At 71.8% G+C, this 18,915-nt stretch carries 23 protein-coding genes, 1 tRNA gene and 1 pseudogene; 18 read left to right on the forward strand and 7 right to left on the reverse strand.

Annotated elements, in window-relative coordinates:
• Positions 1 to 664, reverse strand: a pseudogene (locus A6R01_RS09555) (nicotinate phosphoribosyltransferase); the annotation flags it as partial.
• Positions 665 to 758: 94 nt separating this feature from the next.
• On the opposite strand from A6R01_RS09555, the gene clpS reads away from it, so the two are divergent.
• The 7 genes from clpS (at position 759) to A6R01_RS09590 (ending at position 7,217) form a co-directional block, all read left to right on the forward strand.
• Positions 759 to 1,070, forward strand: coding sequence for an ATP-dependent Clp protease adapter ClpS (gene clpS / locus A6R01_RS09560; protein ID WP_292605247.1), 312 nt, complete (start codon positions 759 to 761; stop codon positions 1,068 to 1,070).
• Positions 1,071 to 1,080: 10 nt separating this feature from the next.
• Entirely contained in the window at positions 1,081 to 1,659 is a 579-nt protein-coding gene (locus A6R01_RS09565) for a DUF2017 domain-containing protein (protein ID WP_292605249.1), read from the forward strand.
• Positions 1,660 to 1,787: 128 nt separating this feature from the next.
• Complete coding sequence (locus A6R01_RS09570; protein WP_292605251.1) at positions 1,788 to 2,216, forward strand: M67 family metallopeptidase; 429 nt, start codon at positions 1,788 to 1,790, stop codon at positions 2,214 to 2,216.
• A gap of 69 nt (positions 2,217 to 2,285) precedes the next feature.
• Positions 2,286 to 2,576 carry a MoaD/ThiS family protein gene (locus tag A6R01_RS09575; RefSeq protein ID WP_292605253.1) on the forward strand — a complete coding sequence of 97 codons (291 nt, stop codon included), beginning with the start codon at positions 2,286 to 2,288 and terminating at the stop codon, positions 2,574 to 2,576.
• A gap of 20 nt (positions 2,577 to 2,596) precedes the next feature.
• Positions 2,597 to 3,544 (forward strand): PLP-dependent cysteine synthase family protein, encoded by a 948-nt coding sequence (locus A6R01_RS09580; protein ID WP_292605255.1) that lies wholly within the window; start codon positions 2,597 to 2,599, stop codon positions 3,542 to 3,544.
• Positions 3,545 to 3,612: 68 nt separating this feature from the next.
• Positions 3,613 to 4,653 carry a DUF3152 domain-containing protein gene (locus tag A6R01_RS09585; RefSeq protein ID WP_292605257.1) on the forward strand — a complete coding sequence of 347 codons (1,041 nt, stop codon included), beginning with the start codon at positions 3,613 to 3,615 and terminating at the stop codon, positions 4,651 to 4,653.
• A 74-nt stretch (positions 4,654 to 4,727) separates the two neighbouring features.
• Positions 4,728 to 7,217 carry a penicillin acylase family protein gene (locus tag A6R01_RS09590; RefSeq protein ID WP_292605259.1) on the forward strand — a complete coding sequence of 830 codons (2,490 nt, stop codon included), beginning with the start codon at positions 4,728 to 4,730 and terminating at the stop codon, positions 7,215 to 7,217.
• A gap of 59 nt (positions 7,218 to 7,276) precedes the next feature.
• Here the strand turns inward: A6R01_RS09590 and A6R01_RS09595 are convergent, their stop codons facing one another.
• Positions 7,277 to 7,960 (reverse strand): PAS domain-containing protein, encoded by a 684-nt coding sequence (locus tag A6R01_RS09595; protein ID WP_292605261.1) that lies wholly within the window; start codon positions 7,958 to 7,960, stop codon positions 7,277 to 7,279.
• A gap of 74 nt (positions 7,961 to 8,034) precedes the next feature.
• Entirely contained in the window at positions 8,035 to 9,132 is a 1,098-nt protein-coding gene (locus tag A6R01_RS09600; protein WP_292605263.1) for an alkaline phosphatase family protein, read from the reverse strand.
• A gap of 54 nt (positions 9,133 to 9,186) precedes the next feature.
• Here A6R01_RS09600 and murI point away from each other — a divergent pair, with 54 nt between their 5' ends.
• From murI to A6R01_RS09640, 8 genes are all read left to right on the forward strand, one after another.
• Positions 9,187 to 10,005: a glutamate racemase gene (gene murI / locus A6R01_RS09605; RefSeq protein ID WP_292605292.1), complete on the forward strand. Its 819-nt coding sequence runs from the start codon at positions 9,187 to 9,189 to the stop codon at positions 10,003 to 10,005.
• Complete coding sequence (locus A6R01_RS09610) at positions 10,002 to 10,772, forward strand: MBL fold metallo-hydrolase (protein WP_292605265.1); 771 nt, start codon at positions 10,002 to 10,004, stop codon at positions 10,770 to 10,772. Before murI ends, A6R01_RS09610 begins: the two co-directional genes overlap by 4 nt.
• Before the next feature lie 89 nt (positions 10,773 to 10,861).
• Positions 10,862 to 11,788 carry an ABC transporter ATP-binding protein gene (locus A6R01_RS09615; protein WP_292605267.1) on the forward strand — a complete coding sequence of 309 codons (927 nt, stop codon included), beginning with the start codon at positions 10,862 to 10,864 and terminating at the stop codon, positions 11,786 to 11,788.
• Positions 11,785 to 12,591 carry an ABC transporter permease gene (locus tag A6R01_RS09620; protein ID WP_292605269.1) on the forward strand — a complete coding sequence of 269 codons (807 nt, stop codon included), beginning with the start codon at positions 11,785 to 11,787 and terminating at the stop codon, positions 12,589 to 12,591. The genes A6R01_RS09615 and A6R01_RS09620 overlap by 4 nt, the downstream gene beginning before the upstream one ends.
• Before the next feature lie 96 nt (positions 12,592 to 12,687).
• Positions 12,688 to 13,521 carry an SGNH/GDSL hydrolase family protein gene (locus A6R01_RS09625; RefSeq protein WP_292605271.1) on the forward strand — a complete coding sequence of 278 codons (834 nt, stop codon included), beginning with the start codon at positions 12,688 to 12,690 and terminating at the stop codon, positions 13,519 to 13,521.
• 10 nt (positions 13,522 to 13,531) lie between these two features.
• The gene (rph, locus tag A6R01_RS09630; RefSeq protein WP_292605273.1) at positions 13,532 to 14,242 is read left to right on the forward strand and encodes a ribonuclease PH; all 711 of its coding nucleotides are present in this window, start codon (positions 13,532 to 13,534) and stop codon (positions 14,240 to 14,242) included.
• A complete protein-coding gene (locus A6R01_RS09635; RefSeq protein ID WP_292605275.1) occupies positions 14,239 to 14,931 on the forward strand; it encodes a non-canonical purine NTP pyrophosphatase in 693 nt (230 codons plus the stop codon). The genes rph and A6R01_RS09635 overlap by 4 nt, the downstream gene beginning before the upstream one ends.
• Positions 14,928 to 15,509: a lysophospholipid acyltransferase family protein gene (locus A6R01_RS09640; protein ID WP_292605278.1), complete on the forward strand. Its 582-nt coding sequence runs from the start codon at positions 14,928 to 14,930 to the stop codon at positions 15,507 to 15,509. Before A6R01_RS09635 ends, A6R01_RS09640 begins: the two co-directional genes overlap by 4 nt.
• A gap of 68 nt (positions 15,510 to 15,577) precedes the next feature.
• Here A6R01_RS09640 and A6R01_RS09645 read toward each other — a convergent pair.
• Both A6R01_RS09645 and A6R01_RS09650 read right to left on the reverse strand, forming a co-directional pair.
• Positions 15,578 to 15,659 (reverse strand) — tRNA-Leu (locus A6R01_RS09645).
• 13 nt (positions 15,660 to 15,672) lie between these two features.
• Entirely contained in the window at positions 15,673 to 16,182 is a 510-nt protein-coding gene (locus A6R01_RS09650) for an HNH endonuclease signature motif containing protein (RefSeq protein WP_292605280.1), read from the reverse strand.
• A gap of 58 nt (positions 16,183 to 16,240) precedes the next feature.
• On the opposite strand from A6R01_RS09650, the gene A6R01_RS09655 reads away from it, so the two are divergent.
• A complete protein-coding gene (locus A6R01_RS09655; RefSeq protein ID WP_292605282.1) occupies positions 16,241 to 16,780 on the forward strand; it encodes a GNAT family protein in 540 nt (179 codons plus the stop codon).
• A 76-nt stretch (positions 16,781 to 16,856) separates the two neighbouring features.
• Here A6R01_RS09655 and bcp read toward each other — a convergent pair whose 3' ends face one another.
• Positions 16,857 to 17,336, reverse strand: a complete 480-nt coding sequence (gene bcp, locus A6R01_RS09660) for a thioredoxin-dependent thiol peroxidase (RefSeq protein ID WP_292605284.1) — start codon at positions 17,334 to 17,336, stop codon at positions 16,857 to 16,859.
• A gap of 155 nt (positions 17,337 to 17,491) precedes the next feature.
• On the opposite strand from bcp, the gene A6R01_RS09665 reads away from it, so the two are divergent.
• The gene (locus tag A6R01_RS09665; protein ID WP_292605286.1) at positions 17,492 to 17,740 is read left to right on the forward strand and encodes a DUF3618 domain-containing protein; all 249 of its coding nucleotides are present in this window, start codon (positions 17,492 to 17,494) and stop codon (positions 17,738 to 17,740) included.
• 17 nt (positions 17,741 to 17,757) lie between these two features.
• Positions 17,758 to 18,081, forward strand: a complete 324-nt coding sequence (locus tag A6R01_RS09670; protein WP_292605288.1) for a co-chaperone GroES — start codon at positions 17,758 to 17,760, stop codon at positions 18,079 to 18,081.
• Positions 18,082 to 18,198: 117 nt separating this feature from the next.
• On the opposite strand, the gene A6R01_RS09675 is transcribed toward A6R01_RS09670, so the two are convergent.
• The coding region (locus tag A6R01_RS09675; RefSeq protein WP_292605290.1) for a hypothetical protein at positions 18,199 to 18,915 on the reverse strand (717 nt) is incomplete at its 5' end.

Raw genomic sequence — 18,915 nt, forward strand, 5'->3', positions numbered from 1 at the left:
CCAGGCGCACGGCCTCGGCCACGTCGTAGGTGTCCACCAGCAGCGTCGTCCCCGCCCCCAGCGACCGCACCTGGGCGCGGAACGCGTCCGCCTCGGAGTCGTGGAGCAGCGTGAACGCGTGCGCCGACGTGCCGGTCGTCGGCACCCCGTGACGCTGCCGGGCGGCGAGGTTGGAGGACCCCGCGAACCCTGCGACGTACGCCGCCCGCGCGGCCGCGACCGCGGCCTCCTCGTGCGTGCGCCGCGACCCCATCTCGATGCAGGCCCGGTCCCCGGCGGCCCGCGTCATCCGCGAGGCGGCCGAGGCGATCGCCGAGTCGTGGTTGTAGATCGAGAGCAGCAACGTCTCCAGCAGCACCGCCTCGGCGAACGGCGCCTCCACCACCAGGAGCGGTGAGCCCGGGAAGTAGGCCTCGCCCTCGGCGTACCCCCACACGTCGCCGGTGAAGCGCCACCGCGCCAGCCGCTCCAGCGTCGCGCCGTCCACCACCTCGGCCAGCACGGCCAGCGTCGGCTCGTCGAAGCGGAAGCGCTCCAGCGCGTCGAGCGCGCGGCCGACCCCCGCCACCACGCCGTAGCGCCGGCCCTCGGGCAGCCGCCGTCCGAACAGCTCGAAGACGCAGCGCCGCTCGGCGGTCCCCGAGGCGAGGGCGGCCTGCAGCATCGTCAGCTCGTAGTGGTCGGTCAGCAGGGCCGTGGACGGTCCGAGGGCGTCGCTCACCCCTAGGACCCTAGGCCGCACGTGGGTGTGTGGAAGCATGGGTGGCGTGACCGCGCCCAGCCCCGTCGAGGTCGAGCCGACCTTCGACACCGACGAGATCGTGAGGCCCGCGACCCCGTGGGTCACGATCGTCTGGAACGACCCGGTCAACCTGATGTCCTACGTCACCTACGTCTTCCGCACCTACTTCGGCTACGACAAGCGCAAGGCCGAGAAGCTGATGATGGAGGTCCACGAGGACGGCCGCTCGGTGGTCTCCTCGGGCTCGCGCGAGGAGATGGAGCGCGACGTGCAGGCGATGCACGAGTACGGCCTCTGGGCCACCATGCAGCGCGAGGACCAGCCATGAGGGCCGTGTAGTGGGAGCCTTCACCCGCCACCGCCGCAGCGGCGCGGTCATCGCCACGTTCTCCGGGTTCGAGGCCGATCTGCTGCGCTCGCTGGCCTCCCAGATCGTCGAGCTGCTCCACCACGAGGCGGCCGTGCCCGACGACCGCGACCCGCTCGAGGCGCTGATGGACTTCTCCGGCCCGACCACCGCGCCGGAGGACCCCGTGCTCGCGCGGCTCTTCCCGACGGCGTACGCCGACGACGAGGAGGCGGCCGCGGAGTTCCGTCGCTTCACCGAGGGCACGCTGCGCGAGGGCAAGGCGAAGGCCGCGGGCACCATCATCGACACCCTCGAGGACGCCGGCCTGCCCGACGAGCTGCGCGAGGACGGCCTGACCATCGACGTCGAGATGGACGAGCCCACAGCGCAGACCTGGATGCGCTCCTTCACCGACATCCGGCTCGCGCTGGCGACCCGCCTCGGCGTCGAGGACGGCGACGAGGAGTACTGGTACTCCCTGCCCGACGACGACCCGCGCGCCCAGGCCCACGACATCTACGAGTGGGTCGGCTGGCTGCAGGAGACCCTGGTCGGCGCGCTCAGCTGATCACGCGCGCGGGCGGCCGGACGAGGTGCTCCGACGACGCCCAGCACCATGAGGTACGCCGCAGCCGACCCGGTCCGGTCCCCGGGCGGATATGGGGTCCGAGCGCCCCGCGCCCTAGTCTGGCGGGCATGCTGACCATCGACCAGGCGACGTACGACGCGATCATCGCGCACGCCAAGCGGGACCACCCCGACGAGTGCTGCGGCATCGTGGCGGGCGCCGAGGGCAGCGACCGTCCCGAGCGGCACGTGGAGATGGTCAACGCCGCCGGCAGCCCGACGTTCTACGAGTTCGACTCCACCGAGCTGCTCGAGCTGTACAAGCAGATGTGGGACCGCGACGAGGAGCCGGTGGTGATCTACCACTCGCACACGGCCACCGAGGCCTACCCGAGCCGCACCGACATCGCCCTGGCCAGCGAGCCGGGCGCGCACTACGTGCTGGTCTCGACGAGGGAGCACGGGAATAACGAGGGCCCTGTGGAGTTCAGGTCCTATCGGATCGTCGACGGCGAGGTGACCGAGGAAGAGGTCACCGTCGTCCCCACGCTCGCCTGATCCCTGAGCCTGATCCACGAGCCTGATCCACGAGCCTGATCCACGAGCATCGCGAAGAAGAGGAGCAGCATGTCCATCGAGGTCCGGATCCCCACCATCCTGCGCACCTACACCGGCGGTGAGAAGGCCGTGTCCGGCGAGGGCGGCAGCCTGAGTGCCCTGATCGACGACCTCGAGGCCAAGCACCCCGGCCTCAAGGACCGTCTGGTCGAGGAGAAGAACGGCGCCGACGACCTGCGCCGTTTCGTCAACATCTACATCAACGACGAGGACGTCCGCTTCATGGGCGGCCTCGAGGCCCCGCTCTCCGACGGCGACCAGGTCGTCGTGCTGCCGGCTGTCGCCGGTGGCGCGCGCTGAGCACCTTCCTCTGAGCGCCCGTGCGGTACGACAACCTGCTCGCCTCGGTCGGCGGCACGCCCCTCGTGGGGCTTCCCCGGCTCTCGCCGAGCCCTGACGTCCGCCTGTGGGCCAAGCTCGAGGACCGCAACCCGACCGGCTCCATCAAGGACCGGCCGGCGCTGCGGATGATCGAGGAGGCCGAGAAGGACGGCACCCTGCGTCCGGGGTGCACGATCCTCGAGCCGACCTCCGGCAACACCGGCATCTCGCTGGCGATGGCGGCCAAGCTCAAGGGCTACCGCATCGTGTGCGTGATGCCGGAGAACACCTCCGAGGAGCGCCGTCAGCTGCTGCGCATGTGGGGTGCCGAGATCGTCTCCAGCCCGGCGGCCGGCGGCTCCAACGAGGCCGTGCGCGTCGCCAAGCGGGTCTCCGAGGAGCACCCCGACTGGGTGATGCTCTACCAGTACGGCAACGCCGCCAACGCCCTCGCGCACGAGGAGGGCACCGGCCCCGAGCTGCTCGAGGACCTGCCCTCGATCACCCACTTCGTGGCCGGCCTGGGCACCACCGGCACCCTCATGGGCGTCAGTCGCTACTTCCGCCGCGCCAAGCCCGAGGTCAGGATCGTGGCGGCCGAGCCGCGCTACGGCGAGCTGGTCTACGGTCTGCGCAACCTCGACGAGGGCTTCGTCCCCGAGCTGTACGACGCCTCGCTGATCGACTCGCGGTTCTCGGTCGGTCCCCGTGACGCCGTGCGGCGGGTGCGCGAGCTGCTCGAGCTCGAGGGCATCTTCGCCGGTGTCTCCACCGGCGCGATCCTGCACGCCGCGATGGGACAGGCCGCCAAGGCTGTCAAGGCGGGCGAGTCGGCTGACATAGCCTTCGTGGTGTGCGACGGCGGCTGGAAGTACCTCTCGACCGGGGCCTACGAGGGCACCGTGGACGAGGCCGAGGACAGGCTCGAGGGACAGCTCTGGGCCTAGCTGCCCTGCTGCTCGCCGCGCTCCCCACCGCTGCGGCCCCCGCGTGGGCCGAGGACCCGCTCCAGCCGGTGACCTCGACGGCTCCGCCCGTCGTGACCGGCGAGACCACCTTCGGCGAGACCCTCACCGCCTCGACCGGCGAGTGGGAGACCGACGAGCCGGACGAGCCGCTGACCCACACCTACCGGTGGCTCCGCGACGGTGAGCCGGTGCGCGGTGCCCGCGAGGCGACCTACACCCTCGACCTCGACGACCTGCGGCACCGGCTGCAGGTCGAGGTCACGGTCACCGACGCCGACGGCAACTCCCAGACGGCCCTCTCCGAGCCGACCGACAAGGTCCGGCGGGCCCGGTTGGTGCTGCGCGGCGACCCGAAGGTCCGCGGCGAGCAGCGGTTCACCCGCACGGTCCGGGCCACGCCGGGTCGGTGGCGGACCGAGCCGACGAAGGTGCGCTACCGGTGGCTGCGGGACGGCGAGCGCATCCGGGGCGCACGCGAGGCGTCGTACCGCATCGGCGTGGCCGACGTCGGCCACCGGCTGCGCGTCGAGGTCGTCGCGACCGCCCCCGGGCACACCCGTGAGCGCGCCCGATCCGAGCGCACCGACAAGGTCATGCACCGCGTCGGCGTGCAGCGCTCGGTGACCTACAGCGTCGCCACGCGCGGCCCGGTGACCGCGAGTGTGAAGGAGTTCGCACGGCTGGCGCAGCAGACATTCGAGGACCCGCGCGGCTGGCGCGGCGGGGGAGTCGCCTTCCGCCGGGTGGCCAAGGGCGGGTCGTTCACGCTGGTGCTGGCGACCGCGGAGCAGGTGCCGTCGTTCTCCTCGCAGTGCTCGTCGCAGTGGTCGTGCCGGGTGGGGCGGTTCGTGGTCATCAACCAGACCCGGTGGCGCCACGCGTCGCCGGCCTGGAACGCGGCCGGGCGCTCGCTGCGCGACTACCGCCACATGGTCGTCAACCACGAGGTCGGGCACTGGCTCGGCCTGGGGCACTCCGGTTGCCCGGGTGCCGGCAAGCCGGCGCCGGTGATGATGCAGCAGTCCAAGGGCCGTGACGGCTGCACGTTCAACCCGTTCCCGACGCTCGCGGAGCAGGGCCGGGTCTGAGGGTCTCTGAGACACCTCCTCACGAAGTCGTGACCGGGGAGTAACCACCGTCACAGTCGGCCGTTAGGCCCTCCGTGCGACTCTCCACGACCCTCGGAACTGCCATCGCGACCGGCCTCGGCGCTCTGCTGGTGGCGGTGCCCACCGGTGCCGCCTCCTCGGCCGTCGGCGCCGCGCCGACGACCAGCGCTCCGGCCGCCTCGGCGCCCGACGTACCCACGACCGACCGACCAGCAGCCCGCAAGGCAGCCCGGAAGGCCGACCGCTACCGCGCCGACATCACCTGGACCGAGCACGGCATCCCGCACATCAAGGCCAAGGACTTCGTCGGCCTGGGCTACGGCAGCGGGTACGCCGCTGCCGAGATGAGCCTGTGCACGCTGTTCGACACCCTGGTGACCGGGCGCGGTGAGCGGTCGCGGTGGTTCGGGCCGGACGAGGTCTACGACGACCAGGTGACACTGCGCGCGACCAACCTGCAGGTCGACACCGTCGTCACCGACCTCCACGACCGCAGGGTCGTCGAGGGCCTGCTGAAGGACAGGACGCGCGGACCGGGTCGGCAGGCGCGCCAGATGGTCGACGGCTACGTCGCCGGCATCAACCGGTGGGTCCGGGAGAACAAGGTCACCGACCCCGCGTGCAAGGGCGCGGGCTACATCAAGCCGAACGTCACCACCCTCGACCTCTGGTACGGCGTCTACCTGGCCAACCTGCTGGCCTCCACCGGTGTGTTCATGGCCGAGATCGCCGACGCCGCGCCCCCGAGCCCGACCGACCCCGGTCTGCCCAACCTCCCGGTGCGTGCCGCCGACGTCGACCGCGACGCCCTGCTCGCCGGTCTCGGTCGCGACCCCGAGCGTCCGTTCGGGTCCAACGCCACCGCCGTCGGCAGCGACAACACCTCCACCGGCAGCGCGATGATCCTGGGCAACCCGCACTTCCCGTGGCGCGGGCGCTACCACTTCACCCAGCAGCACCTGACGATCCCGGGCAAGTACGACGTCGCCGGGGCCTCGCTGATCGGGTCGCCCGCGGTCAACATCGGCTTCAACGACGACGTCGCCTGGTCGCACACGGTCTCGACGGCCTACCGGTTCACGCCGTACGAGTACCTCACGCCGGTCGCGGCCAGCCCGACGACGTACCTCACCGACACCGGCCCGGCCGAGCTCGACCACCGCGAGGTGGAGGTGGTGGTGAAGGGTCAGGACGGGAAGCTCGAGACGGTCACCGAGGACGTCTACCGCACCGCCGAGGGCTACGTCATCGACGCCCCGGACCTGCTGATGCCGTGGGGTCTCGCGAGCCTGTGGGCGATCCGCGACGCCAACGCCGAGCACCTGCGCACCATCGACACGTTCCTCGAGATGGGCAAGGCCGAGGACGTGGAGGACCTGCTGCGCCGCCAGGACCGCGCGGCCGGCATGCCGTGGGTCAACACGACGGCCGCCGACCGCAAGGGGCAGGTGCTGTACGCCGACCACTCGGTCGTCCCGCACGTCACCGACGAGATGGCGGCCACCTGCATGACGGTCGTGGGGCGGGTGCTGAACGAGGTGGCGGGCCTGCCCGGCCTCGACGGCACGCGCGCCGGCAGCTCGTGCGCCTGGGGCGCCGACGAGGACGCCTCGCGTCCCGGGATCCTCGGGCCGGAGAACCTGCCCTCGCTCGTCACCCGCGACTGGGTGATGAACGCCAACGACTCCTACTGGACCCCCAACGACGAGGTCCGGCTCGAGGGCTACGACGCGATCATCGGCTGCGAGGACTGCGCCCGCACGATGCGCACCCGCGTGGTCGCGGCGTACGTCGCCGACCGGCTCGCCGCGGGGAAGAAGGAGACCCCGCGCAGCCTGGCCGGGCACCAGCACGAGAACCGCGTCATGGCCGCCGAGGTGATGCGCGAGGGCGGCGCGCTCGACGCCGTCTGCGAGGCCACCGGCGAGACCGAGGCCTGCGAGGCGCTCGCGGCCTGGGACGGCCGCTCGGACAAGCGGTCGCGGGGTGTGCACCTCTTCGAGGCGTTCGTGTCCAAGCTGCCCTCCGCGCTCCCTGTGGTCGGCATCAACACCATCTGGACCACCCCGTTCGACCCCAGCGACCCGTTCAACACCCCGGCCGGGCTCAACACCGCGGACCCGCAGGTCATCCAGGCGATGCAGGACGCCATCGACGAGGTGCGTGACGCCGGCGTCGCGTTCGACGCCCGGTGGGGCTCGCTGCAGGTGGCCGGTGACCGTGGAGCGCCGGCGATCCCGCTGGGCGGTGGGCTCGGCGACTCCGCCGGCAACGCCAACGCCCTGAAGTCGTACCTCCCCGAGGAGAACGACGACAGGTACCAGCCGATCACCTACGGCTCCTCGCACATCCAGGCGATCGCATTCCGCAAGAAGGGTGCACCGATCGCGCGGACGATCCTGACCTACAGCCAGTCCGAGGACCCGACCTCGCGCTTCCACGCCGACCAGACGCGCCTGTTCTCGCAGGAGAAGTGGGTGCGGTTCGCCTGGACCGGCAAGCAGATCCGCAAGGCCCGCATCGGCGTCACCCGCCTGCGCTGACCCACATCCGTCCTGCCGAGCCGGCGTGTTGATGCGCCGGTTCGGCGGGGTGGGGCGGGTCAGGTGGGGTCGCCCAGGCGGGCGGCGTCCTGGCGGGTCAGGTCGGGGTCGCCACCGGCCAGCACCAGGTCGTCGAGCATGCGGGAGGCCTTGGCGAGCGTCTCGGCGACGTAGGCCTTGGTGCGCTCCAGGTCGCCCAGCTCAGCGGCGTACATCGCGGCGGTGAGTCCTTGGACGACGTTGTCGTTGAGCTCGGCGGCCTGGCGGCGTGCCTGCAGCTCCTCGGCCAGGCGGACGGCGGTCTCCTCGTGGGCCTGCTCGGCGCGCACCCGGTCGGTGATGTCGATGCAGGTGCCGCGGAAACGGATCGGGGTGCCGTTGGCGTCCGTCAGCACCTGCCCGTTGGAGGCCAGGTAGCGCAGCTCCCCGTCGGGGCGCACGATCCGCTCGACCATCTCGTAGGGCTCGCCGCTGGCGTAGGCCTGCTGGTGGACCGCGCGGACCATGTCGCGGTCGTCGGGGTGGATGTGCTGCATGAAGACGTCGTACGACGCCTGGATCGCGCCCGGCTCGTAGCCGTAGATCCGGTACAGCTGGTCCGACCAGGTGTTGGTGTCGGACTCGATGTGCCAGTCGTAGTCGCCCATCTCCGCCAGGCGCTGTGCGTTGTCGACCCTGGACCGTAGGTCAGCGAGCTCACCGAGTGCCGTGACGAGGTCCTGGGGTTCCTCCCGGGTTCCCATGCCCTCCACTGTCCTCCCGAGGCGTCATCCGCGCAGGAGGATGCCGGCCAAGCCCGGTAAAGAATGCGTGAGGGTCACCCGTCGGCGTCGGCGGTGAGCACCAGGTCCTGGTCGGTGCCGATGGTCGAGCCAGGGATCGCGCGCAGCCCCAGCAGGCTCAGCGCGAGGTTGGCGACGTCGCCGTTGCGCACCGGCTGGCGGGCCGCGCCGTAGCCGGGGCGCTTGCGGCGGGGCTTCCTGTACGTCGGGTTCAGTGCGTAGAGGTCCTCCGCGTCGACTCCGTCGCCCCACGTCAGGAACGGCACCCGGTAGTGCTCGCGCACGGTCGCGTCGGCGTGGCCCGTGCCGGAGCCGCCGTGGTCGGAGGTCAGCACGATCGTCAGGTGCTTGCGCAGCACCGGCTTGCCGGCCACGGTGTCGAGCACGTCGGAGAGCCAGCCGTCCACGGTGCGTACGGCGTCGGCGTACTGGCTCGAGGCCCACCCGTGCGCGTGGCCGGCCAGGTCGGCGGCGGCCAGGTGCAGGAAGGTGAGGGTGCGGGTCTCGCGGCGTAGGTCCTTGCGCGCCTTGCGCACCAGGCGTGCGCCGCGGCCGTCGAGGGTGTAGCGGTCCAGCGCCTTCGGCCAGGACCGCTCGAAGAGGGAGAACTTCGACTTGCCGGTGAACAGGGCCGTGGTGCCGCCGGCGCGGTGGACCCGGGCGAAGACCGAGCCGACGTCCTCGCCGGCCGCCTGGTGGACGGTGGTGCCGGGCTCGTCGGTGTTCCAGGTGACGCCGTGCCCGCCGTGGTCGGTGTCGATGCGGCGGCCGGTGATCATGCTGGTGTGGTCGGGCAGGGTCTCGGTCTGCTCCACGACGGTCCGCGCGTCGAGCGTGCCCGCGCCCTCCTGGCGCAGCCGGGTGAAGGCCGGAATCTCGGAGGCGTCGAGCTCCTTGAGCACCGAGGACCGCAGCCCGTCGACGCTGATGACCAGGACGCGCCGCTTCGTGTCCAGCTCCTCGGCCCGGCGCTGCTCGACGCCCGGGGCACCGGCCGAGGCGACCATGGCCGTGCCGTCCGGGCCGGGGAGTGGAGCCAGGACGGCGACCGCGAGCAGCGTGACCAGGAGAGGGGCCAGCAGGGGTGCCAGCAGGAAGGTCGGGGCGGCGCTCCGGCGCGTGGGTCGCGACACGTCCGCGACGCTACCCCGGGTCCGCGGACTAGGGTGAGGCTCGTGACGAGCTCGATGACGAGGGACGCCCCGCTGGGCATCTTCGACTCCGGTTTCGGCGGGCTCACGGTCGCGCGCTCGGTGATCGACCAGCTGCCGCACGAGTCGGTCGTCTACGTCGGCGACACCGCCCGCCAGCCCTACGGGCCCAAGCCGATCGGCGAGGTGCGGGAGTACGCCCTGGAGTGCCTCGACCACCTCGTCGAGCAGGGCGTCAAGGCGCTGGTGATCGCCTGCAACTCCGCCTCGGCCGCGATGCTGCGCGACGCCCGCGAGCGCTACGACGTCCCCGTGGTCGAGGTGATCTTCCCGGCGACCCGGCGCGCGGTGCAGGCCACTCGCAACGGCCGGATCGGCGTCATCTGCACCCGCGCCACGGCCGAGTCGATGGCCTACGACGACGCGTTCGCCGCCGCGCCCCACCTCACGTTGCAGACGCAGGTCTGCCCGCGCTTCGTGGAGTTCGTCGAGGCGGGGGTGACCGGCGGCGACGAGCTGCTCGAGGCCGCCCACGAGTACCTCGACCCGCTGGTCGAGGCCGGCGTCGACACCCTGGTGCTCGGGTGCACCCACTACCCCCTGCTCACCGGTGTCATCTCCTACGTCATGGGCGACGGCGTCACGCTGGTCTCCTCGGCCGAGGAGTGCGCCAAGGACGTCTACAAGATGCTGGCGACGACCGACCTGATGCGCGAGGGCGGCGACCCGTCGTACACCTTCCTCACCACCGGCGCGCCGCAGGAGTTCGAGTCTATCGGGCGCCGGTTCCTCGGCCCGGAGATGATCGCGGCCAGCCAGTTCGCGGGAGGCCTGGTGGCAGGAGGGCTGGGATGAGCATGCAGCTGACGATCGTGGGGTGCAGCGGGTCCTACCCGGGCCCGGACTCGCCCGCGTCGTGCTACCTGGTGCAGGCCGAGCACGAGGGCCGCACCTGGAACATCCTGATGGACCTCGGCAACGGGGCGCTGGGAGCGCTGCACCGCTACGTCGACCCGCTCGACATCGACGCGGTGTTCCTCTCCCACCTGCACGCCGACCACTGCATCGACATGACCAGCTACTACGTGCTGCGCAAGTACCACCCCTCCGGCGAGCAGGAGCCGCTGCCGGTGTGGGGGCCACGGCGCACGGCGCGGCGCCTCGCGCGGGCCTACGACCTGCCCAAGAAGCCGGGCATGCGCGAGGAGTTCGTGTTCCGCCGGCTGCGCCCCGAGGAGGACCCGGTCGAGGTCGGGCCGTTCTCGGTGACGCCGTACGCCGTCGACCACCCGGTCGAGGCCTACGCCTTCCGCGTGCAGGTCGGCGACCGGGTGCTGGCCTACAGCGGCGACACCGGCCCGTGCGAGGGGTTCGACGCGGTCGCGCAGGAGGCCGACCTTCTCCTGGCCGAGGCGTCGTTCGTCAGCACGGCCGACAACCCGCCGTCGCTCCACCTGACCGGTGCGGAGGTGGGGGAGACCGCGACCCGCGCGGGCGCGTCGCGGGTGGTGCTGACGCACGTGCCGCCGTGGCACGACCCGTTCGACGCGCTGGCCGAGGCGAAGGCCGTCTACGACGGGCCGCTGGAGCTCGCGAGCGCGGGCACGGTCTACGACGTGTGAAGCGTCCATCGAAGAGTTCACCGGGTCGTGACCGTGTCGATCCGGGTTCCGGGATGCTGACGTCGCCGGCGTACGGCAGGGTGAGACCCATGATCACAGTCGAAGGACTTACCAAGACCTACGGAGGGTTCCGCGCGGTCGACGACGTCAGCTTCGTCGCGCAGCCCGGCCGGGTCACCGGCTTCCTGGGGCCCAACGGCGCCGGCAAGACCACCACCATGCGGATCATGGTCGGGCTCACCCCGCCCACCCAGGGCCGCGTCACCATCGGCGGGCACGCCTACCAGGACATCCCCAACCCCGGCCGCCACGTGGGCGTCCTGCTCGATGCCTCGGCCCAGCACGCCGGCCGCACCGGCCGCGAGGTGCTCACCATCGGTGCCCGCACCATGGGCCTGCCGGACTCCCGCGTCGACGAGATCCTGGAGATGGTGTCGCTGACCCCGGCCGAGGCCAAGCGCCGGGTGCGCAACTACTCCCTGGGCATGCGGCAGCGGCTCGGGGTGGCGCACGCGCTGCTCGGCGACCCGTCGGTGCTCATCCTCGACGAGCCGGCCAACGGCCTCGACCCCGCCGGCATCCGTTGGATGCGCGGGCTGCTGAAGGGCTACGCCGACAGGGGCGGGACGGTGCTGCTGTCCAGCCACCTGCTGCACGAGGTCGAGCAGATCGCCGACGAGATGATCCTCATCGGCCGTGGACGGATCGTCGCCCAGGGCGACAAGAAGACGCTGCTGTCCGGACAGGCGGCCTCCTCGCTGGTCACCTCGCTGGACAACGACGCCCTCGCCCGCGCGCTCACCGCGGCTGGTCACTCCGCCTCGCCCGCCGGCGAGGGCCTGAGGGTCGACTGCGAGACCGCCGAGGTCGGCCGCGCCGCGCTGGCGGCCGGCGTCGTCCTCACCGACCTCCGCTCCGGCGCCGCCGGGCTGGAGGACCTCTTCCTCGAACTCACCGCCGACACCCAGCGCGAGGGCCACCCGGCCGCCGCGACCGCCCAGGGAGGCGCCGCATGAGCACCACCACCCCGCCCGTCCAGCCCGCCGCCCCGTCGGGCGCCCTGGACATCTCCTCGACCCCGCGGGTGCCCTTCGGGCGCCTGGTCCGGGTCGAGGTCCGCAAGTCCCTCGACACCCGGGCCGGCCGCTGGTTCGCCGGGTCGATCGTGGCGCTGTGCCTGGCGATCGTCCTCATCACGGCGTTCGCCGCACCCGACGCCGCTCAGGACCTCGGCTTCTTCCTCAGCGTCTCCGGTGCCACGCTCGGCTACTTCCTGCCGATCCTGCTGATCCTCATGGTCACCAGCGAGTGGAGCCAGCGCACCGGCCTGGTCACCTTCACCCTGGAGCCGCACCGCGCCCGCGTGGTGGGGGCGAAGTTCTGCGCCGGCCTTCTGCTCGGCCTGGGGCTCATCGTGCTGGCCTTCGCGATCGGTGCGCTGGGCAACGTGATCGCCGGCGGCGCCTGGGACGTCGAGACCGGCACGCTCGTCAACGGCGTCATCGTGGCCAACCTGATCGGGATCGTCCTCGGCTTCGCCATCGGCATGCTGCTGATGAACAGCCCCGCCGCGATCGTGGCCTACTTCATCTACACGCTGGTGCTGCCGATCGCCGTCGGCATCCTCGGTGCCTTCCAGGAGTGGTTCGCCGACCTGGCCCCTTGGATCGAGTTCAACACCGCCCAGGCCTCGCTGTTCGAGGGCGATGCGGTCCCGACCGGCGAGGAGCTGGGCCAGCTGCTGGTCTCCGGCTTCATCTGGCTGGTGGTGCCCTTCGCCGTCGGCCTGTGGCGGCTGCTGCGCGCTGAGCCGAAGTAGCAGGCCGGCGCCGCTGCGAGGAACTCTTCACCAGAGGGTCGCCGACACGACAGCCACCCACGACCCCAGCGTTCCCGGCCACGGGAGCCTGGGGTCGTGGCGCGCTACCTGCGGATCGCTTCGCTCGGTGACAGCACGACCTTCGGCATCGGTGACCCGGTGCCCGACCACGTGTCCCCCTCGGGGTGGCGCGGCTGGGCCCGGCTCCTGTCCGGCTCGCTCGCCTCGGCGTACGACGTCAGCTTCTGCAACCTCGCGGTCTCCGGCGCCACGTCGCGCTGCGTGGTCGAGGGCCAGCTCGCCGACGCCGTGGCGCACCGACCCGACGTCGCCTCCCTCGTCGTCGGTGTCAACGACACGATGCGCTCGACCTGGGACGTCGCACGGATCCGCGCGGACCTGATGGGCGCCGCCGAGGCCCTCCACGGCACCGGCGCGCTGCTGCTGACCGCCCGCTTCCACGACCACGGCAGGGTCTTCGGGCTGCCGGGCGTGCTGCGGCGACCGCTGGCGGCCCGCATCGAGGCGGTCAACGAGATCTACGACGAGATGCACGCGACGTACGGCGGGCTGCGGGTCGACCTCGCGACCTTCCCGGAGGTCCTGGACCGCTCGTTCTGGTCCGTGGACCGGCTGCACCCCTCCGAGCTGGGGCACCGGCTCTTCGCCCGGCACTTCGCCGACCTGCTCGCGGCGGAGGGCTTCGACTTCGAGCCGGTCTCCGTCGTGCCCGAGGGCGGGGTGACCAGCTCGTGGCGCACCGACGTGCGCTGGATGGTCGCCGAGGGCGCGCCCTGGGTGGGGCGCAGGGCACGGGACCTGGGGCCGTGGGCGGTGCGGCTGGCGTGGACCGAGGCCCGCGGTGCGCGTGACGGTGGCGGCGCGGGCGGGCTCGAGCCCGTGGGCGTGCACGTCGGGGCGGGCCAGTAGCCTGCCGGGCATGACGACTCCCCGCGAGGACGGCCGCGCCGACGACGAGCTCCGACCGATCACGATCACCCGCGGGTGGCTCGACCACGCCGCCGGCTCGGTGCTGGTGGAGTTCGGCAGGACCAAGGTGCTGTGCGTCGCGTCGGCTTCCGAGGGCGTGCCGCGCTGGCGCAAGGGCTCGGGCCTGGGCTGGGTGACGGCGGAGTACGCCATGCTCCCCGGCTCCACCCACACCCGCTCGGACCGCGAGTCGGTCAAGGGGCGCATCGGTGGCCGCACCCACGAGATCAGCCGCCTCATCGGCCGCTCGCTGCGCGCGGTCATCGACTACGAGGCCATGGGGGAGAACACCATCCAGCTCGACTGCGACGTGCTCCAGGCCGACGGCGGCACCCGCACCGCCGCGATCACCGGCGCCTACGTCGCCCTGGCCGACGCCTGCGCCTCGCTGGACCGCATGCAGACCCTGACCGGCTCGGTCGCGGCCGTCTCCGTCGGCATCATCGACGGTGTCCCGCGCCTGGACCTGCCCTACGTCGAGGACGTCCGTGCCGAGACCGACATGAACGTCGTGATGACCGGCACCGGCTCCTTCGTCGAGGTGCAGGGCACCGCCGAGGGCGCGGCGTTCTCCCGCACCGAGCTCGACGCGCTGCTCGGCCTGGCCGAGAAGGGCTGCGCCGACCTCACCCGCCTCCAGCAGGAGGCGCTGGCCCGGTGACTCCTCCGTCGTCCCCGTCGGTCGAGCCGTCCCCGTCGGTCGAGCCGACCCCGCCGGTCGAGCCTGTCGAGACCCAGGTCTTCCTCGCCTCGCGCAACGCCAAGAAGATCGCCGAGATGGAGCGCATCCTGGCCGAGCACGCGCCGGGCGTGCGGGTGCTCGGGCTCGACGACGTGACGGCGTACGACGAGCCCGTCGAGGACGCCCCCGACTTCGTCGGCAACGCGCTGCTCAAGGCCCGCGCCGGCTGGCGCGAGACCGGGCTGCCCTCGGTGGCCGACGACTCGGGTCTCTGCGTGGACGCGCTCAACGGGATGCCGGGCGTGCTCTCGGCCCGCTGGTCGGGCAAGCCCAAGGATGACGCCCGCAACAACCGGCTGCTGCTCGAGCAGCTCGAGGACGTGCCCGACGAGCGGCGTACCGCCCACTTCACGTGTGCCGTCGCCCTCGTGACCGGCGACGGGCCCGACCACGAGGTCGTGGTGACCGGGCAGATGCCGGGTCGGGTGATCCGCGAGGTCCGCGGCGACGGCGGGTTCGGCTACGACGTGGTCTTCGAGGCCGACGAGCGACCCGGCGTCACGACCGCCGAGCTGTCCCGCGAGGACAAGGACGCCATCTCCCACCGTGGCCACGCACTGCGCGAGCTCGGGCCTGTGCTGGCCGAGCGTCTGGGCGGCCGCTCGTGAGCCCGCTGGCGCGGGTGCGCTGGCTGGTCGCCCAGGTGCTGCTGCGGCTCTCGCGGTGGCGCACCACCGGTGAGGTGCCGCGCAAGGGCGTGCTGGTCGGCGCCCCGCACACCTCCAACTGGGACTGGGTGCTCACCATGCTGCTGGCGTGGGACTCGGGGGTGACGATCCGGCTGCTGGTGAAGAAGGAGTTCTTCAAGGGACCGATCGGCTGGATCCTGCTCAGGACCGGCGCCGTCCCGCTGGACCGGAAGAACCCCGGCGCCACGATCCGGCAGCTGATCGCCGACGCCGAGACCGACGAGACCTTCCTGCTCGGCATCGCCGCCGAGGGCACCCGCAGCAAGGTCGACCACTGGAAGTCCGGCTTCTACCGCATCTCCCAGCAGACCGGCCTGCCGATCACGCTGGCCTTCCTCGACGGCCCCTCGCGCACCGTCGGCTGGGGCCCGACTTTCCCGCTCACCGGTGACGTGCGCACCGACATGGACCGCATCCGCGCGTTCTACGCCGACAAGACCGGCATCCGTCCCGAGCTCGCGGGCACCCCGCGGCTGCGGGAGGAGGACGACGCCTGAGCCCCGCGGCCGTGGGACGTCATACGGACGGGACGTCCGCTCCTGCGGGACGTATGACGTCCCGGGAGTGCCGAAGGCGGGAGTCGAACCCGCACGCCCTGGGGCACAGCATCCTAAGTGCTGCGTGTCTGCCTGTTCCACCACTCCGGCTGGCGGAGGCAGTCTAGGCAGCGCCCCCGGGGTTCTGTGTGTCGGCCACCTGTGAGTACTTTCCCTTGCTGCGCCCGCACCAGTTCGGGGTCTGTGCATGGCAGTTCGGGCACAGGAAGCGGAGGTTGGCACGTTCGTTGTTGTGGAAGTCGCCGTCGATGTGGTCGATCTCCAGCCCCAGCGGCTGGCCCTGCCAGGTGCCATCGATGCCGCACAGTGCGCATTCGTAGGGTCGGCCGGTCTCCAGTAGAGCACGCTTGAGAAGTGGTGGCTTGGCCCGCGGCGAGCCTCGCTCCCGCCGGACCAGTAACTGCTCGGGTGTGAGGCGCCTTCGGTGCGAGCCGTTCCGGAACCGCACGAAGTGGGACGTGTCCAGCTCGAATCGCTTGATCCGTCGGCTGATGTGGGCGTGGGTCCCGCCCGCCTGGTTGAGCCCGAGATACCGCAACACCCCTGCTACGGATGTGCTGGCAGCGACGGCCTCGCTCAGGAGCTCGCGGGTGTATTTCTCGCCTCTGGCCATGCCGAGAGGCTAGAGATCTCCACCGACACAGAGACCTATGGCACAGTACCGTCGGCACATGAGCGTGCCGTCGGCCCCCGTGGAGGTCCGGGGAGAGGGCGTGCTGCTGCGTGCGCCGCGGGAGAGAGACGCGGACCGGCTGCTGGAGGCGTTCGTCGACTCGGGTACGCAGCTGTGGAATCCCGGACCCCAGGACCGCGACGGGGTGCTCGCGTGGATCGCCGAGCGCGCCGACTGGTCGGCCGGCTCGCACACGTCGTGGCTGATCGCGCAGCCGCACGACGACGACGTGCTCGGCTCGGTGTCGGTCTGGAAGATCAACCTCGACCAGGGCGACGCGGAGGTCGGCTACTGGGTCGCCCCCTGGGGACGCGGCCGGGGCGTCGCCTCGAGCGCGGTGCGGGCCGCGGCGGCGCACGCCTTCGACGAGCTCGGCCTGGACCGGCTGCACCTGTTCCACGCGGTGGAGAACCCCGCTTCGTGCGGGGTCGCGCGCAAGGCGGGGTTCCTGCTGGAGGGGACGCTGCGTCAGTCCTACCGGTACGCCGACGGCAGGCGGCACGACGAGCACCTGCACGCCCGGCTCGCGACCGACTGAGCGGGCCCCGGCCCGGGGGTCTCGACGCCCGCTCGCTGGCGCTCGCTGCTCGACCACCGGTCGGCGGCGAGGAACCTCAGGCGTCGAGTCCCAGGTCTCGCCGCAGCTTGGCGACGTGCCCGGTCGCCTTGACGTTGTACTGCGCCAGCTCGACCGCGCCCTGCTCGTCGACGACGAAGGTGGAGCGGATGACGCCCTGGACGATCTTGCCGTAGAGCTTCTTCTCACCGAACGCGCCGTAGGCGGTCATGACCGACTTGTCGGGGTCGGAGAGCAGGGTGATGCCCAGCGACTCCTTCTCGCGGAACCTCCCGAGCTTCTCGGGCTTGTCGGGGGAGATGCCGAGCACCTCGTAGCCGGCGCCGCGCAGCGACTCCAGCGACTCGGTGAAGTCGCAGGCCTGCTTGGTGCAGCCGGGGGTCATGGCGGCGGGGTAGAAGTAGACGATCACCTTGCGGCCACGCAGGCCCGACAGGCTCACCTCGGCGCCGGTGTCGTCGGTGAGGGTGAAGTCGGGGGCGGTGTCGCCGGGGGACAGGCGCGGGGTCTCGCTCACGGTGGGTGCTCCTCCTCGGGGTCGCGGTGCGTCGACACTAGCCAGCCCGGACGGGTGGGGCGCAGGGCACCTCACCCCGGAGCACGGACGGTGTCCGGTCCGGTCACCGACGGGGTGACGGCACCCGGGGGAGCGGCATTGGTAGCGTGAACGCCGTGACTGCCGACCCCACCGCCCTCGAGCGCGAGATCGAGGAGACCCGCGAGCGCTTGGCGGGGACCATCGACCAGCTCCTGCACCGCGCTAGCCCCAAGACGATCGTCGGCCGCGAGGTGTGGACCATCAAGGCCCACTACGTCGACGTCGAGACCGGGGCTCCGCGCACCGACAATATCTTGAAGTCCGTCGGCGTCGTCGCCGGCGTCGTGGCCGCCTTCGTGCTGGTCCGCAAGATCACCAGCTGAGCCGGGTCGGGTCGCAGATGGCCGACAAGACCCCGATCAAGATGCTGCACGACCGCGTGCTCGTCGAGGTCGACAAGGAGGCGGGCGAGCGCCGCTCCACCGGGGGCATCGTCATCCCCGCCACCGCCGCCATGGGTGGCCGCCGCCTGGCCTGGGCGCGCGTGGTGGCCGTCGGGCCGCACGCGCGTGCGGTGCAGAAGGACGACCGCGTGCTCTTCGAGCCCGACGACAAGTCCGAGGTCGAGGTGCACGGCGAGCTGTACGTCGTCATGCGCGAGCGCGACGTCCATGCCGTCGCCGCGGACCGGGTGGGCGACGACGCCACCGGTCTCTACCTCTGAGGCACCTCCCGTCCAGCGGCGTGGTGGCGGGACGCGAACGAGCCCCGGCCGACATCGGTCGACCGGGGCCCGCTCTGCCGCACTCCCTCCCCAGAGGTGCGTCTGGTGCCGCCTCGCTCAGCGGACCTTGACGGTCAGCACGTCGCTGACGTAGTCGCCGGCTGCGAGGCGGTAGCTGAAGGTCCCCTTCTTGCGCTGCTTGGGGTAGGTCACGACGGCGTTGCCGTCCTTCGCGGTGACGGTGCGGATGCTCTTCCAGCCGCGCTTGGCCTTCGTCTGCAGCTCCACGGTGCCGTCCTCGAGGCCGCGGACGACGACGATGTCGCTGCCGACGCGCTGGCCCTTGGAGACCTTGGTGCGGCCGGTGCGGTAGCCCTCGACCACCTCGGGGGCGTCGGTGCCGGTCTCGGTGCCGGGGGTGCGGACGACGGCGTACCCGTTGCGGGTGCCGGTCTCGGGCGAGACCTCACCGAGTGCGCACTCCACAGCGCCCTGCCAGTGGTAGTTGCTGCCGCCGACCTGGGTCCACGTGACGGTGTACTCGCTGACGCCGGCCGGCCACAGGCGGTGCTGGCTGTAGACGAAGGCGGTCGTGCCGGACCAGGTGCCCTGGTCGAGGTGGTAGTTCAGCGTGACCTGGCCCTGGTCGGTCTCCAGGCGGATGTTGACGTCGTTGGCCTGGCCCGAGGGGATGTTGCTCGGGTAGGCGACCACGAGCCCGTCGCACTGCGGTGCCTCGTAGGTCCAGTCCCAGTCGAAGCTGCCGTTCTTGATCGCCGGCGGGTTCTGGGTGCTCTCGGGCTCGGGGTCCGGGGTGGGCTCGGGGTCGTGGGT

The organism is Nocardioides sp. REDSEA-S30_B4 (assembly GCF_001627265.1).
Taxonomy (GTDB): domain Bacteria; phylum Actinomycetota; class Actinomycetes; order Propionibacteriales; family Nocardioidaceae; genus Nocardioides.

What these genes read in the sequence shown, in the direction of transcription:
- A6R01_RS09650 (WP_292605280.1), bottom strand. Translation starts at nt 16,182, where the DNA reads ATGGCCAGAGGCGAGAAATACACCCGCGAGCTCCTGAGCGAGGCCGTC.
- A6R01_RS09610 (WP_292605265.1), top strand. Translation starts at nt 10,002, where the DNA reads ATGAGCATGCAGCTGACGATCGTGGGGTGCAGCGGGTCCTACCCGGGC.
- A6R01_RS09670 (WP_292605288.1), top strand. Translation starts at nt 17,758, where the DNA reads ATGGCCGACAAGACCCCGATCAAGATGCTGCACGACCGCGTGCTCGTC.
- murI (WP_292605292.1), top strand. Translation starts at nt 9,187, where the DNA reads ATGACGAGGGACGCCCCGCTGGGCATCTTCGACTCCGGTTTCGGCGGG.
- A6R01_RS09620 (WP_292605269.1), top strand. Translation starts at nt 11,785, where the DNA reads ATGAGCACCACCACCCCGCCCGTCCAGCCCGCCGCCCCGTCGGGCGCC.
- A6R01_RS09575 (WP_292605253.1), top strand. Translation starts at nt 2,286, where the DNA reads ATGTCCATCGAGGTCCGGATCCCCACCATCCTGCGCACCTACACCGGC.
- A6R01_RS09570 (WP_292605251.1), top strand. Translation starts at nt 1,788, where the DNA reads ATGCTGACCATCGACCAGGCGACGTACGACGCGATCATCGCGCACGCC.
- A6R01_RS09615 (WP_292605267.1), top strand. Translation starts at nt 10,862, where the DNA reads ATGATCACAGTCGAAGGACTTACCAAGACCTACGGAGGGTTCCGCGCG.
- clpS (WP_292605247.1), top strand. Translation starts at nt 759, where the DNA reads ATGGGTGGCGTGACCGCGCCCAGCCCCGTCGAGGTCGAGCCGACCTTC.
- A6R01_RS09655 (WP_292605282.1), top strand. Translation starts at nt 16,241, where the DNA reads ATGAGCGTGCCGTCGGCCCCCGTGGAGGTCCGGGGAGAGGGCGTGCTG.
- rph (WP_292605273.1), top strand. Translation starts at nt 13,532, where the DNA reads ATGACGACTCCCCGCGAGGACGGCCGCGCCGACGACGAGCTCCGACCG.
- A6R01_RS09595 (WP_292605261.1), bottom strand. Translation starts at nt 7,960, where the DNA reads ATGGGAACCCGGGAGGAACCCCAGGACCTCGTCACGGCACTCGGTGAG.